Origin of the sequence: Cellulosimicrobium sp. 72-3 (assembly GCF_013127315.1) — a bacterium.
Classification (GTDB): Bacteria; Actinomycetota; Actinomycetes; order Actinomycetales; family Cellulomonadaceae; genus Cellulosimicrobium; species Cellulosimicrobium funkei.
Genome location: NZ_CP053419.1, coordinates 1,662,675 through 1,676,280 on the forward strand (window position 1 = coordinate 1,662,675; position 13,606 = coordinate 1,676,280).

General features: G+C 74.4%; 11 protein-coding genes. All 11 read left to right on the forward strand.

Annotated features, from left to right (window positions below):
* Nucleotides 1–45: 45 nt before the first annotated feature.
* The 11 genes from HKK73_RS07515 to ndk all read left to right on the forward strand — a co-directional run bounded on the left by HKK73_RS07515 (nucleotide 46) and on the right by ndk (nucleotide 13,564).
* Entirely contained in the window at nucleotides 46–1,614 is a 1,569-nt protein-coding gene (locus HKK73_RS07515; protein WP_171467745.1) for a molybdopterin-dependent oxidoreductase, read from the forward strand.
* Between the two features lie 359 nt (nucleotides 1,615–1,973).
* Nucleotides 1,974–2,213 carry a hypothetical protein gene (locus HKK73_RS07520; protein ID WP_114553416.1) on the forward strand — a complete coding sequence of 80 codons (240 nt, stop codon included), beginning with the start codon at nucleotides 1,974–1,976 and terminating at the stop codon, nucleotides 2,211–2,213.
* 245 nt (nucleotides 2,214–2,458) lie between these two features.
* The gene (ileS, locus tag HKK73_RS07525) at nucleotides 2,459–5,908 is read left to right on the forward strand and encodes an isoleucine--tRNA ligase (protein WP_171468708.1); all 3,450 of its coding nucleotides are present in this window, start codon (nucleotides 2,459–2,461) and stop codon (nucleotides 5,906–5,908) included.
* Nucleotides 5,905–7,326 (forward strand): folylpolyglutamate synthase/dihydrofolate synthase family protein, encoded by a 1,422-nt coding sequence (locus tag HKK73_RS07530; protein WP_171467746.1) that lies wholly within the window; start codon nucleotides 5,905–5,907, stop codon nucleotides 7,324–7,326. Before ileS ends, HKK73_RS07530 begins: the two co-directional genes overlap by 4 nt.
* A gap of 144 nt (nucleotides 7,327–7,470) precedes the next feature.
* Nucleotides 7,471–8,466 carry a dihydroxyacetone kinase subunit DhaK gene (dhaK, locus tag HKK73_RS07535; protein WP_171467747.1) on the forward strand — a complete coding sequence of 332 codons (996 nt, stop codon included), beginning with the start codon at nucleotides 7,471–7,473 and terminating at the stop codon, nucleotides 8,464–8,466.
* A 69-nt stretch (nucleotides 8,467–8,535) separates the two neighbouring features.
* Nucleotides 8,536–9,180: a dihydroxyacetone kinase subunit DhaL gene (gene dhaL / locus HKK73_RS07540; RefSeq protein WP_061269007.1), complete on the forward strand. Its 645-nt coding sequence runs from the start codon at nucleotides 8,536–8,538 to the stop codon at nucleotides 9,178–9,180.
* A gap of 5 nt (nucleotides 9,181–9,185) precedes the next feature.
* Nucleotides 9,186–9,914 carry a dihydroxyacetone kinase phosphoryl donor subunit DhaM gene (dhaM, locus tag HKK73_RS07545; protein ID WP_371810597.1) on the forward strand — a complete coding sequence of 243 codons (729 nt, stop codon included), beginning with the start codon at nucleotides 9,186–9,188 and terminating at the stop codon, nucleotides 9,912–9,914.
* Between the two features lie 66 nt (nucleotides 9,915–9,980).
* Complete coding sequence (locus HKK73_RS07550) at nucleotides 9,981–10,679, forward strand: TetR family transcriptional regulator (RefSeq protein ID WP_171467749.1); 699 nt, start codon at nucleotides 9,981–9,983, stop codon at nucleotides 10,677–10,679.
* A gap of 134 nt (nucleotides 10,680–10,813) precedes the next feature.
* Nucleotides 10,814–12,535 (forward strand): MDR family MFS transporter, encoded by a 1,722-nt coding sequence (locus HKK73_RS07555; protein WP_085388130.1) that lies wholly within the window; start codon nucleotides 10,814–10,816, stop codon nucleotides 12,533–12,535.
* 4 nt (nucleotides 12,536–12,539) lie between these two features.
* Nucleotides 12,540–13,034, forward strand: coding sequence for a DUF4233 domain-containing protein (locus HKK73_RS07560; RefSeq protein WP_306303334.1), 495 nt, complete (start codon nucleotides 12,540–12,542; stop codon nucleotides 13,032–13,034).
* A 77-nt stretch (nucleotides 13,035–13,111) separates the two neighbouring features.
* A complete protein-coding gene (ndk, locus tag HKK73_RS07565) occupies nucleotides 13,112–13,564 on the forward strand; it encodes a nucleoside-diphosphate kinase (protein ID WP_031317103.1) in 453 nt (150 codons plus the stop codon).
* Nucleotides 13,565–13,606: the final 42 nt, after the last annotated feature.

A 13,606-nucleotide genomic window follows, 5' to 3' on the forward strand; every position in this document is an offset into this window, starting at 1 on the left:
CGCCCGGGGTCGGCCCGGCGTCTACTGGACCACGGGAGGACGCGCATGACGGGGCAGCGACAGGCAGCCGGGAACGCGGGTGCACGGGCGGCGCTCGCGGGCGTCGTCGCGGCGGCCGCCGGGTTCGCCGTCGCCGAGCTCGTCGCGGCCGTCGTCGCGCCCGGGTCGAGCCCGTTGTTCGCCGCCGGGGCGGGGGTCGTCGACGCGGTGCCGGGGCCCCTCAAGGACTGGGCCGTCGCGACCTTCGGCACCGCGGACAAGGCGGTGCTGCTCGGGGTCATGGGCGTCGTGCTCGCCGCGGGCGCGGCCGTCAGCGGCTGGCTCGAGCTCCGCCGCCCGCCAGCCGGCGCGCTGCTCCTCGCCGCCGTCGGGTCGGTCGGGGCGCTCGTCGCCGCCACCCGGCCGGGCGGGGACGTGGCCTGGGCGCTGCCGAGCCTGGTCGGCGTGGGGGTCGCCGTGCTGCTGCTGCGCGCGACGCTCCGGACGCTGCGCGGCCCGGCCGTATCCTCCGGCTCCGACGACGCGACGACGACGCCCGGCGGCCTCGACCGCCGCCGGTTCCTCCTCGTCACGGGACTCGCCGCGGCGGCGGGCGTCGTCGCGCTCGCGACGTCGCGCGCGGTGTCCGCCGGCTCGCGCGCCGTGACGGCAGCGCGCGACGCGCTACGGCTGCCCGCCCCCGCGACCCCGGCCCCCGCCGTCCCCGCCGGGGCGGACCTGCGCGTCCCCGGGCTCGCGCCGTACGTCACCCCGAACGCGGACTTCTACCGCATCGACACGGCGCTGCGCGTGCCGCAGGTCGACCCGGCGTCGTGGACGCTGCGCGTCTCGGGGCTCGTCGACGACCCGTTCGAGATCACGCTCGACGAGCTGCTCGCGCTCCCGCTCGTCGAGCACGACCTCACGCTCACGTGCGTGTCCAACGAGGTCGGCGGGGACCTCGTGGGCAACGCGCGGTGGCTCGGGTACCCGGTGCGCGAGCTGCTCGCGCGCGCGGGCGTGCAGGACGGCGCCGACATGGTGCTCTCCACGAGCGCCGACGGGTGGACGGCGAGCACGCCGCTCGACGCCCTCACCGACCCCGACCGGGCGAGCCTGCTCGCCGTCGGGATGAACGGCGAGGCGCTGCCGGCCGAGCACGGGTTCCCCGCCCGGCTCGTCGTGCCCGGGCTGTACGGCTACGTGTCCGCGACGAAGTGGGTCACCGAGCTCAAGGTCACGACCTTCGCCGACGACGTCGCCTACTGGTCCACGCGCGGGTGGTCGGAGCGGGGACCGATCAAGCTCGCGTCGCGCGTCGACACCCCGCGCGACGGCGCGGCCGTGGACGCGGGGGACGTCGTCGTCGCGGGCGTGGCCTGGGCCCAGCACACGGGCGTCGAGGGCGTCGAGGTGCGCGTGGACGACGGCCCGTGGCGCGCCGCGACGCTCGCCGCCACGGTCGGCCCGGACACGTGGCGGCAGTGGTCGTACGCGTGGGACGCGACGCCGGGGGAGCACCGGCTGACGGTCCGGGCGACCGACGCCCACGGGCGCACCCAGACGGCCGACGTCGCCCCGCCCGCGCCCGACGGAGCGTCGGGCTGGCACGAGGTCGCCGTCCGCGTCCGGTGACCGGCCCGGCCCGTGCCTGAGACCGGGGGGCAGGCGAGGGGCCCGGGTCCCGGGTCCCGGGTGGACCGGAGGTTGTCCCGCGACGGGCGTGCTGGCACCATGTGCGGGTGACCTCCGCGCGCCCCACGAGCAGCACGCTCGTCCTCGCGCGCCCGCTGGTCCGCGCCGCCACCTGTTGTTGAGGGCTCGCGGCGCCCTGCGCAGCCTCGACCTGGTGTCCGCGAGCAGCCTCCCGCCCCTCCCTCCCTGCGACGGGGCGTGACGGTCGCCGGTCCCGCGCCACGGCTCAGCGATGAGTCCGACGCCACGACCGGGTCTGCACCCACGGACGCCAGCCGAGCACAGGACGCGAGACCACCATGTACGTTCCCCCGCACTTCCCCCGCTACCGCCCGACCACGGTGCCGTCGTCGGCACCCGCCCTCGCCGCGCCGCCCGCGGACGCGCCGCCGCTCACGCTCGAGTGGCTCGTCGCGCGCGACATCGACGCCTACACCGCGCGCCGCCGGGCGGCGGCTACCATGGAGGCACAGGCGTCGACCCGGCCATCACCGGCGAGCCTCCGGAAGAACGGGACCCGCGCCGCGGGGCAGGCCTGACGGCCCGCGACAGGTCCTCACTAGACCCGGACGGGTGGGCCCGTCACAGCCTGCGACGAGCGGTCGGCGACCGCCCGTGGTGCCCGACGACGTCGGGCACCTGCGGGGACGGCGCCGGCAAGCGAGGTGGTACCGCGGCGAGCCCGCCCCAGGTGGGGGAGTCGTCCTCGCAGGAGAGCACGACCGACCCGTACCACCACGGCGGACACCCCGCCGACCGCTACCTCACCGGAGTCCTCGAGACCATGGCCTACCCGCTGCACCGCGCACCCTCGTCCGCCGCCGACGCGCACCCCGGAGCCGCGTTCGGCGTCCCCGCCTCCCCGGACCTGCCCGCGATCGAGCGCGAGGTCCTCGCCTACTGGGAGGCGGACGACACGTTCCGCGCCTCGGTCGAGCGCAACCCCGCCGGGGAGAACGGCAGCAACGAGTTCGTCTTCTACGACGGCCCGCCGTTCGCCAACGGCCTGCCCCACTACGGGCACCTGCTCACGGGCTACGCGAAGGACGTCGTGCCGCGCTACCAGACGATGCGCGGCAAGCACGTCGAGCGTCGCTTCGGCTGGGACACGCACGGCCTGCCCGCCGAGCTCGAGGCGATGGACCAGCTCGGGATCAAGACCAAGGAGGAGATCCTCGAGCTGGGGATCGAGCGGTTCAACGACGCGTGCCGCGCGTCGGTGCTCAAGTACACGAGCGAGTGGCAGGACTACGTGACCCGCCAGGCGCGCTGGGTCGACTTCGAGCACGACTACAAGACGCTCGACCCGACGTTCATGGAGTCGGTCCTGTGGGCGTTCAAGCAGCTCTACGACAAGGGCCTCGTCTACGAGGGCTTCCGCGTGCTGCCCTACTGCTGGAACGACCAGACGCCGCTGTCCAACCACGAGCTGCGCATGGACGAGGACGTGTACCAGGTCCGCCAGGACCCGGCGGTCACCGTCGGCTTCCGGCTCGAGACGGGCGAGCTCGCGCTCATCTGGACGACGACGCCCTGGACGCTGCCGTCGAACCTGTTCGTCATGGTCGGCCCCGACGTCGAGTACGTCGTCGTGGAGTCGTCGTTCACGGGCGTCAAGGAGCGCTACGTGATCGCCGCGGAGCGCCTCGAGGCGTACGCGCGCGAGCTCGCCGACGAGGGCGTCGAGGACGTGACGACGCAGGTCGTCGAGCGGCTCACGGGCGCCGACCTCGTCGGGCGGTCGTACACGCCGCCGTTCTCGTACTTCGCCGGGCACGCCGGTGCGCACCGGGTCGTCGAGGCCGACTTCGTCACGACCACGGACGGCACCGGGCTCGTGCACAACGCCGGCGCGTTCGGCGAGGAGGACAAGGTCGTCTCCGACCGCGAGGGCGTCGAGCCGGTGCTGCCGGTCGCGTCCGACGGCAAGTTCGTCTTCCCCGTCGTCGACTACGAGAGCCTCCAGGTCTTCGACGCGAACGCGCTCATCATCGACCACCTCAAGGGCCGCACGCGCCACGACGCCGCGGCCGCACAGGGGGAGGAGACGCCGGACCTCCCGCTCGGCGCGACGAGCCCCGGCACGGTGCTGCTGCGCCGTGAGTCGTACGCGCACTCCTACCCGCACTGCTGGCGCTGCCGCAAGCCGCTCATCTACATGGGCGTGTCGTCGTGGTTCGTCGCGGTGTCGAAGTTCAAGGACCGCATGGTCGAGCTCAACGAGCAGATCTCGTGGACGCCCGACCACATCCAGCACGGCCAGTTCGGCAAGTGGCTGGAGAACGCGCGCGACTGGTCGATCACGCGCAACCGGTTCTGGGGCAGCCCGGTGCCGGTGTGGCGCTCGGACGACCCGCAGCACCCGCGCGTCGACGTGTACGGCTCGTTCGCCGAGATCGAGCGGGACTTCGGCACCCTCCCGCGCAACGAGAAGGGCGAGCCGGACCTGCACCGGCCGTTCGTCGACCGCCTCACGCGCCCCAACCCGGACGACCCCACGGGCCGCTCGACCATGCGCCGCGTCGAGGACGTCATGGACGTCTGGTTCGACTCGGGGTCCATGCCCTACGCGCAGGTGCACTACCCGTTCGAGAACACCGACTGGTTCGAGCACCACAACCCCGGCGACTTCATCGTCGAGTACATCGGCCAGACGCGCGGCTGGTTCTACACGCTGCACGTGCTCGCGACCGCGCTGTTCGACCGCCCGGCGTTCCGCTCGGCCGTCTCGCACGGCATCGTGCTGGGTTCCGACGGCCGCAAGATGAGCAAGTCGCTGCGCAACTACCCGGACGTCAACGAGGTCTTCGACCGCGACGGCTCCGACGCGATGCGCTGGTTCCTCATGAGCTCGCCCATCCTGCGCGGCGGCAACCTCGTCGTCACCGAGGACGGGATCCGCGACGCGGTGCGCCAGGTGCTGCTGCCGCTGTGGAGCACGTACTACTTCTTCACCCTGTACGCGAACACGTCCAAGGCCCAGGCGCGGGCGGGCGAGCCCGTCGAGCCCGCCGGGTACGTCGCGCAGAAGGTGGCCCCCGAGCGCGTGGCCGGGCTCCCGGCCCTCGACCGCTACCTGCTCGCCCGGACCCACGACCTCGTCGTGCGCGTCACGGGGCAGCTCGACGCGTACGACATCGCCGGCGCGTGCGAGACCGTGCGCGAGCACCTCGACGTCCTCACCAACTGGTACGTGCGCACCCAGCGCGACCGGTTCTGGGCGGAGGACGCCGACGCGTTCGACACGCTGTACACGGCGCTCGAGACGCTCACGCGCGTCATGGCGCCGCTCGCCCCGCTGCTCGCGGAGGAGGTGTGGCGCGGCCTGACCGGCGGGCGCTCGGTCCACCTCACCGACTGGCCGGCGTCCACCGAGGAGGTCGGCGAGCGGTTCGTCGGCGAGGACGGCTCGTCCGCCGTGGCCGTGCGTCACGTCCCGGACGCGTCCCTCGTCGCCGACCCGGCGCTCGTCGCCGCGATGGACGAGGTCCGCGCCGTCGCGTCGGCCGCGCTCGGCCTGCGCAAGGCGCACCAGCTCCGGGTGCGCCAGCCGCTCGCGCGGCTCACGGTCGTCGTGGACGACCCGGGGGCGCTCGCGCCGTACACGGACCTGCTCGCGCGCGAGCTCAACGTCAAGGCCGTCGAGCTCGAGTCGACCGACTCGGACGCCGCGGAGCGCTTCGGCATCACGCAGCGCCTCGCGGTCAACGCCCGCGCCGCGGGCCCGCGCCTGGGCCGCGGGGTCCAGGCCGTCATCAAGGCCGCGAAGGCCGGTGCGTGGCGCGTGGACGAGGCCGGGGCGGTCGTCGTGACGACGGACGACGGCGACGTCGCGCTCCTGCCCGCGGAGTACGAGCTGACGACGGTGGTCGCCGACCGCGGCGTCGCCGAGGGCGAGGCGCCGAGCGTCGCCGCCGCGGTGCTCGCGAGCGGCGGGTTCGCCGTCCTCGACCTCGCGCTCGACGACGCGCTGCTCGCCGAGGGCTACGCACGCGACGTGATCCGCGACGTGCAGGACGCGCGCAAGGCCGCCGGGCTCGACGTCGCCGACCGCATCCGGCTCTCGCTCGACGTGCCGGGCGAGTGGCTCGCGGCCGTCGAGGAGCACCGCGACCTCGTCGCGCGCGAGACGCTCGCGGTCGAGGTCGTCGTCGAGACGTCGCCGACCGACGTGCGCTCCGTGCGCGTCGAGAAGGCCGACGGCACCGTCCCGGACACGGCGGTGATCCTGTGAGCGCCCCGCGCAAGGACCCCGGCGCCGCACGCCGGCAGAGCGCGAAGGACGCCCGCGCGGCGGCGGAGGACGCCGCCGCGCAGGCGGACCTCGAGCGCGTCTACCAGCACATCGTGTCCCGTGCTCCCGAGCACGACTTCGACCCGACGATCGACCGGGTGCGGCGCCTGTTCGAGCTGCTGGGCGACCCGCAGCACGCGTTCCGGACGATCCACCTCACCGGGACCAACGGCAAGACGAGCACCGCGCGCGTCGCCGAGCGGCTCGTGCGCGAGCACGGCCTGCGCACCGGCCTGTTCACGAGCCCGCACCTGACGAGCGTCACCGAGCGGATCGTCGTCGACGGCGAGCCGCTCTCGCCGCGCCGGTTCGTCGAGGTGTGGGAGGACGTCTACCCCTACGTGCAGGTCGTCGACGCGGAGCTCGCGGAGACCGGGCAGTCGCAGCTGAGCTTCTTCGAGGTCCTCACGGGCGTGGCGTTCGCCGCGTTCGCGGACACGCCCGTCGACGTCGCGATCGTCGAGGTCGGCATGGGCGGCGAGTGGGACTCGACCAACGTGGTCGACGCGGAGGTCGCCGTCGTGACGCCCGTCGCGCTCGACCACGAGCGGTGGCTCGGGAGCACGCTCGAGGAGATCGCGACGGTCAAGTCGGGCATCGTCAAGGAGGGCGCGACCGTCGTCTCGGCCGCGCAGCGCCCCGAGGTCGAGGAGGTGCTGCGGGCGCGGGCGGAGCGCGTCGGCGCGCGCCTGCTGCGCGAGGGCGTCGACCTCGACGTCGCCGCGCGCCAGGTCGCGGTCGGCGGCCAGCTCCTCGACCTGCGCACGCCCGCGGCGCTCTACACCGAGGTGTTCCTCCCGCTGCACGGCGAGCACCAGGCGCACAACGCGCTGCTCGCGCTCGGCGCGGTGGAGGCGTTGCTCGGCGGCCGGGCGCTCGACGGCACGCTCGTCGAGGCGGCGTTCGCGGACGTCACGTCGCCGGGCCGGCTCGAGGTCGTGCGGTCCAGCCCGACCGTCCTCGTCGACGCGGCGCACAACGCCGCGGGGGCCGAGGCGCTCGCGACGGCGCTCGGCGAGGCGTTCGACCTGCGCCACCTCGTCGGCGTCGTCGCGATCATGGCCGACAAGGACGCCGAGCCGCTCTTCGCGGCGCTCGAGCCGGTGCTCGCGGAGATCGTCGTGACGCGCAACAGCTCGGAGCGCTCGGCCGACCCGACGGAGCTCGCCGAGCTCGCCGCCGACGTCTTCGGCGAGGACCGCGTGCACAGCACCGAGCGCCTCGACGAGGCGCTCCAGGTGGCGGTCGACCTCGTCGAGCGCGACGACGCCGTGGGCGTCGGCACGGGCACGGGCGTCCTGGTCACGGGCTCGGTCGTGACGGTGGCCGACGCGCGCGTCCTGCTCGGTCGCGGCTGACGCCCGGACGCCGCGCGGCGCGCGGCGGCCGGGTGTTTGATGGAGGCGACGACGGCGGCGGGCGCGCCGGGCGCGGCCTGCCGACGTCGCGGGGGCTGTCGGCGCCCGGAGCACCGGGCGCACGGACCGATGGAGGGATGACCGGTGAAGAAGCTGCTCAACGATCCCCAGGACGCGGTGACGGAGTCCCTCGAGGGCTTCGGCCAGGCGCACGCCGACCTCGTGCAGGTGCACCTCGCGCCCCCGTACGTGTCGCGTGCCGGCGGCGCGGTGGCCGGCAAGGTCGGGCTGGTCTCGGGCGGCGGCTCGGGCCACGAGCCGCTGCACGCCGGCTTTGTCGGGCCGGGGATGCTCGACGCCGCGGTGCCGGGCGCCGTGTTCACCTCGCCGACGCCCGACCAGATCGTCCCGGCGATCCTCGGCGCCGACTCGGGCGCCGGCGTGCTCGCGATCGTCAAGAACTACACGGGCGACGTGCTGAACTTCGAGACGGCGGTCGAGCTCGTCGAGGCCGAGGGCACCCAGGTCACGAGCATCCTCGTCAACGACGACGTCGCGGTCGAGGACTCGCTCTACACCGCGGGCCGGCGCGGCGTGGCGGGGACGGTCGCGGTCGAGAAGATCGCGGGCGCGGCGGCCGAGCGCGGTGACGACCTCGGGACCGTGACGGAGATCGCCGGGCGCGTCGTGGCGAACGTGCGCTCAATGGGCGTCGCCCTCACGGCGTGCACCGTGCCGCACGTGGGCCGGCCGAGCTTCGACCTCGGCGACGACGAGGTCGAGATCGGCATCGGGATCCACGGCGAGCCCGGGCGGCACCGGATCCCGCTCGCGTCGGCGGACGAGATCACGCAGCGGCTGGTCGATCCCGTGGCCGACGACCTGGGCCTCGCCGACGGCGAGGACGTGTTGCTGTTCGTTAACGGAATGGGCGGTACCCCGCTGTCCGAGCTGTACGTCGTCTATCGTCAGGCGAGGAGGCTGCTCGAAGGGCGCGGCGTACGCGTGACGCGCTCGCTCGTCGGCAACTACGCCACGTCGCTGGAGATGCAGGGTGCGTCGGTCACCGTGCTGCGCCTGGACGACGAGCTCACCGCCCTGTGGGACGCTCCCGTCCACACGGCCGCGCTGCGCTGGTGAGCGGGTGCCCTTTCGTGCAGTCTCCGGGAGCCGGCGCACCGCCGGCTCGACGGCGAGGAGAGGTGGGGCATGACGCTGGACGTGGCCTGGGCCGAGCGATGGACCCGGCTGAGCGCGGAGCGGATCGCGGCGGCACGGGACGAGCTGACGGAGCTGGACCGCCAGATCGGTGACGGCGACCACGGCGAGAACCTCGACCGGGGTTTCCGCGCGGTGGTCGCCAAGCTCGACGGGGCGGCCGCCGGGGAGCAGCCGCCCGGTCAGATCGGCGACGTGCTCAAGCTCGTGGCCACGACGCTCATGTCGTCCGTCGGCGGCGCCTCGGGCCCGCTCTACGGGACCGCGTACCTCCGTGCCGCGAAGGTGACCGGTCTCGCGGAGCTCGACGCGCACGGCGTCGTGGCGCTGCTCGAGGGCGCGCTCGAGGGCATCTCCGCGCGCGGCAAGGCGCAGGTCGGCGAGAAGACCATGGTCGACGCCTGGCAGCCCGCGGTCGACGCGGCGGAGGCCGCGGCCGACGCGGGCGGCTCGACGGCCGACGTCCTCGCGGCCGCCGCCCGGGCCGCGCGCGAGGGCGCCGAGGCGACCGTGCCGCTCGTGGCGACGAAGGGCCGGGCGAGCTACCTCGGCGAGCGCAGCGCGGGCCACCAGGACCCGGGCGCGACGTCGACCGCGATCCTGCTCGAGGCCGCGCGCGACGCGGCGGCGGCGTGAGCGGCGTGGCCGGACCGGTCGGCACGCGGGCCCGGGTCGCGCTCGTCCTCGTCTCGCACTCGCAGCGCCTCGCGCAGGGGGCCGTCGAGCTGTCCGCGCAGATGGCGCCCGGCGTCCTGCTGCTCGCGGCGGGCGGCACGGACGACGGCGGTCTCGGCACGAGCTACGACCGCGTCTCCGGGGCGATCGAGGAGGCGCTGCGCGTCGCGGACGGCGTCGTCGTGCTCGCGGACCTGGGCTCGGCCGTGATGACGGTCGAGTCGGTGCTGGACCTGGAGGACGGCTTCGACGGGCGCGTGCTGCTCGCGGACGCGCCGTTCGTCGAGGGTGCCGTCGCGGCGGCCGTCACCGCGCACGGCGGCGGCGACGTGGCCGAGGTCCTCGCGTCCGCGGAGCACGCGGGCGGCACGTTCGCCGTCCCCGCCGCGGCACCGGAGGCCGGGGAGGAGCACGCTGCGGACGGCGCCACGCCGGCGGGGGAGGCCCGCGCCGTCGTGACGCTGCGCAACCCGCTCGGCCTGCACGCCCGGCCCGCCGCGGTGCTCGCGCGCCTGGTCGCGGGGTTCGACGCGAGCGTCGCGATCGACGGCGTCAACGGGGCGAGCGTCCTCGAGCTCATGAAGCTCGGCGCGACCGGCGGGCAGGAGCTCACGGTCACGGGGGAGGGGCCGCAGGCCGCGGACGCGGTGCGCGCGGTGGTCGAGGCCGTCGAGGGCGGGTTCGGCGAGGTCTGACGACGCGGGGGTGTGACCTCCGTAACCCGATATTGCAGTTGATGCAAAATTGCAGAGGATGCAAGAATGGTCCTCGTGCCGACGACTCCGCCTGACGTGCCCGCTCGCCCCTCCGTGGCCGAGCGGGCCGCGGCGTGCGTCGCGCTGTCGCCCGGCGGGCTGCGGGAGCGCAAGAAGCGCGCGCGCCGCGAGGCCCTCGTCGACGCCGCGCAGACCCTCGTCCTCGACCGCGGCCTCGACGCCGTGACGGTCGAGGACATCTGCGCGGCCGTCGGCGTCTCGCCCCGCACGTTCTTCAACTACTTCCCCGCGAAGGACGACGCCGTGCTCGGCCTCGAGGACTTCTCGGTCCGAGCCGACGTCGTCGCCGCCTTCGTCGCCGGCGGCCCGACGGGCGCGCTCCTCGACGACCTCGAGGTCGTCGTGGCCGACGTGCTCGCGCACGAGGTCGTCACCCCCGAGCGCATGGCGCGCACGCTCGAGCTCGTGCAGCGCGAGCCGCACCTCGTCGCGCGTCACGTCGCGTGGGTCGAGGGCCACCGTGCGGAGCTCGTCGAGATGCTCGTCGCACGCCGCGCGGTCCGGCCGTTCGTCCCGGACCCCGAGCTCCTGGCGCTCGTCGTCATGAGCCTCCTGCGGGCGAGCACGGTCGAGTGGCAGCAGCGGGGCCGCGAGGGCGAGCCGGTGGACCACCTGCCGGGCGTCGTCGACCAGCTCCGCGCGCTGCTCCGCGACACGCGCGCCCCCGATCCCGCGGCCCCCTGACCGCACCCCTCGCCCCGCGCGAGGACTCCACCGGCTCGGGCCTCCCACCCGACCGGCCGCACCTCCAGCCTCCACCCGACGACGGGCCGCGCCCGTCGGCGCGCGCCCGCCCGTCCCGACCGAACCGGATCCTCATGGCCTCCTCCACCGCAGCACCGCCCGTCGACGGCGGCAAGCCGCTCGTCGTGCTCACCCCGCGCACCGTGTGGGTGATCTTCGGCGCGCTCATGGCGTCGATGTTCCTGTCCTCGCTCGACCAGTCGATCGTCGGCACCGCGATGCCGACGATCGTCGGCGAGCTCCACGGCGTCGAGCACCAGGGCTGGGTCATCACGGCCTACATCCTGGCGATCGCCATCGTCATGCCGCTCTACGGCAAGTTCGGCGACCTCTGGGGCCGCCGCTGGCCGTTCCTCGTCGCGATCGGCCTCTTCACGGTCGCGTCGGCCGGCGCCGGGTTCGCGCAGTCGTTCCCCGAGCTCGTCGCCTGGCGCGGCGTGCAGGGCCTCGGCGGCGGCGGCCTGATGATCCTGTCGCAGGCGATCATCGCCGACATCGTCCCCGCCAAGGACCGCGGCAAGTACATGGGCCCCATGGGCGCGCTCTTCGGCATCGCCGCGGTCATCGGGCCGCTCCTCGGCGGCTGGTTCACCGAGGGCCCGGGCTGGCGCTGGGCGTTCTGGATCAACGTGCCCATCGGCGTCGCCGCGTTCGTCGTGGCGTGGGTCGCGCTCAAGCTCCCCTCGCACCGCGCGGGCCGCAAGATCGACGTCGCGGGCATCTTCTTCCTCGTCGTCGCGACGTCCGGAATCGTCCTGGTCACGAGCTGGGAGTCGCTGACGACGTCGTCCGGCTACGACTGGTCCGACCCGTGGCTGCTCGGCCTCGTCGCGGCCGTCGTGGTGTCGGTCGTCGCGTTCGTCCTCGTCGAGAACCGCGCCGAGGAGCCGCTGCTCCCGCTGCACCTGTTCAAGAACCGGACCTTCACCATCGCGACGCTGATCGGTCTCGTGCTCGGCATGGGCATGTTCTCGGCGCTCGCGTTCCTGCCGACGTTCCTGCAGATGTCCACGGGTGCCGGGGTCACCGAGTCCGGGTTCCTCATGCTCCCGATGATGGTCGGCGTCATGATCACGGCCATCGGGTCCGGTATCGCCATCACCAAGACCGGGCGGTACAAGATCTACCCGGTGGTGGGTCTCGCGATCACCGCGGCGGGGATGGTCTGGCTCACGCGCATCACGGGCGACATGTCGATGTGGCTCTTCGGCGCGATGATCTTCGTCATGGGCGCCGGGATGGGCCTCGTCATGCAGACCATCGTGCTCGCCGTGCAGAACTCGGTCGACCCGCACGAGATCGGGACCGCCACGAGCGCGAACAACTTCTTCCGCGAGATCGGCGCGGCCGTCGGGACGGCGCTGTTCAGCACCATCTTCACGTCGCGGCTCGCCGACAACCTCGAGGGCGTCTTCGCGGGCGTGCCCGGAGGTGCGGCCCCCGCCGGCGCGGAGGGCTCCTCGCTCACGCCCGAGATGGTGCAGCAGCTCCCGGAGCCGATCCACACGGGCGTCGTCGACGCGTTCACCGACGCGCTCGCGCCCGCGTTCTGGTACCTGGTCCCGCTCGTCCTCGTCGGGTTCGTGCTCGCGCTGTTCCTGCGCGAGGTCAAGCTCTCCGACGTCGCCGGGATGGTCGCGCGCGGCGAGGCCGTCGCCGACCACGGCGACCTGCGCGAGGACGCCCCCGCGACGGGCGAGGCTGAGGGCGCCGCGGTCGTCGTGCCCGCGGGCGGCCGGGGACCGGACGACGAGCGCCCCGGGAGCCGGGACCGCGACGGCGCGCCGGTATCCTGACCGGGTGAGCACCTCGCCGTCGCAGCCCGCCGCGCAGCCGTCCCGCCACGGCCGCGCGGCGGGCCCGGTGCGCCCGTCCCCGGGCGACCGCATCAAGCCCAAGAAGCCCGCGAAGGTCCAGTTCGCGTCGACCACGCTCCTGCTCGAGGCGTTCCTCGTCGTGTTCGCGACGCTCGTGGCCTACGGCCTGCGCGACGTGCCGTACTCGCGCGGCCCGCTTGAGCTGCCCTCCGCGACGTCGATCTGGGTCGTGGGCGGGGTGCTCGCCGTCGTGCTCGTCGTGCTGTCGCGCATGGTGGGCACGCCCGGCGGGTACGTCGCCGGGTCCGTGGTCCAGGTGCCCGTGCTCGCGCTCGGGCTGGTGGTGCCCATGATGTTCCTCGTGGGCGGCCTCTTCGTCGTCCTGTGGATCGTCTCGATCCGCCTCGGCGGGCGCATCGACCGCGAGCGCGCGGCCTACGACGCCGAGCACCCCGAGACCGCGCCCAACGCCGGCTGACGGCGCGGCGCGCACGCGGCCGGGCGGCCGCCCGCCGGGCGCGGCGCACGGGCCCGCGGCCGGTAGGCTCGGCGACCATGACCGACGTCGCACCCGCACTGACCGAGACCATCGAGCGCACCCTCATCCTCGTCAAGCCCGACGGCGTCCGCCGCGGCCTGTCCGGCGAGATCCTCCGGCGCGTCGAGGCCAAGGGCTACACGCTCGCCGCCGTGCGCCTGCTCGACGCGACGCCCGAGCTGCTCGCCGCCCACTACGCCGAGCACGAGGGCAAGCCGTTCTTCCAGCCGCTCGTCGACTTCATGCTCTCGGGCAAGATCCTCGCGGTCGTGGCCGAGGGCCAGGGCGTCGTCCCCGGCTTCCGCTCGCTCGCCGGCGCGACCAACCCGACCGAGGCGCTGCCCGGCACGATCCGCGGAGACCTCGGCCGCGACTGGGGCCTCAAGGTCCAGCAGAACCTCGTGCACGGGTCGGACTCGCCCGAGTCCGCCGCGCGCGAGATCGCGCTCTGGTTCCCCGAGCTCGGCTGACCCGCACACGCACGTCCGCCCCGTCCCGGGCCTCCGGGGCGG

Excerpts from the sequence above, each read along its gene's own strand:
- ileS (WP_171468708.1), top strand. The coding sequence starts at position 2,459 with ATGGCCTACCCGCTGCACCGCGCACCCTCGTCCGCCGCCGACGCGCAC.
- HKK73_RS07555 (WP_085388130.1), top strand. The coding sequence starts at position 10,814 with ATGGCCTCCTCCACCGCAGCACCGCCCGTCGACGGCGGCAAGCCGCTC.
- HKK73_RS07550 (WP_171467749.1), top strand. The coding sequence starts at position 9,981 with ATGGTCCTCGTGCCGACGACTCCGCCTGACGTGCCCGCTCGCCCCTCC.
- ndk (WP_031317103.1), top strand. The coding sequence starts at position 13,112 with ATGACCGACGTCGCACCCGCACTGACCGAGACCATCGAGCGCACCCTC.
- HKK73_RS07520 (WP_114553416.1), top strand. The coding sequence starts at position 1,974 with ATGTACGTTCCCCCGCACTTCCCCCGCTACCGCCCGACCACGGTGCCG.
- dhaL (WP_061269007.1), top strand. The coding sequence starts at position 8,536 with ATGACGCTGGACGTGGCCTGGGCCGAGCGATGGACCCGGCTGAGCGCG.
- HKK73_RS07515 (WP_171467745.1), top strand. The coding sequence starts at position 46 with ATGACGGGGCAGCGACAGGCAGCCGGGAACGCGGGTGCACGGGCGGCG.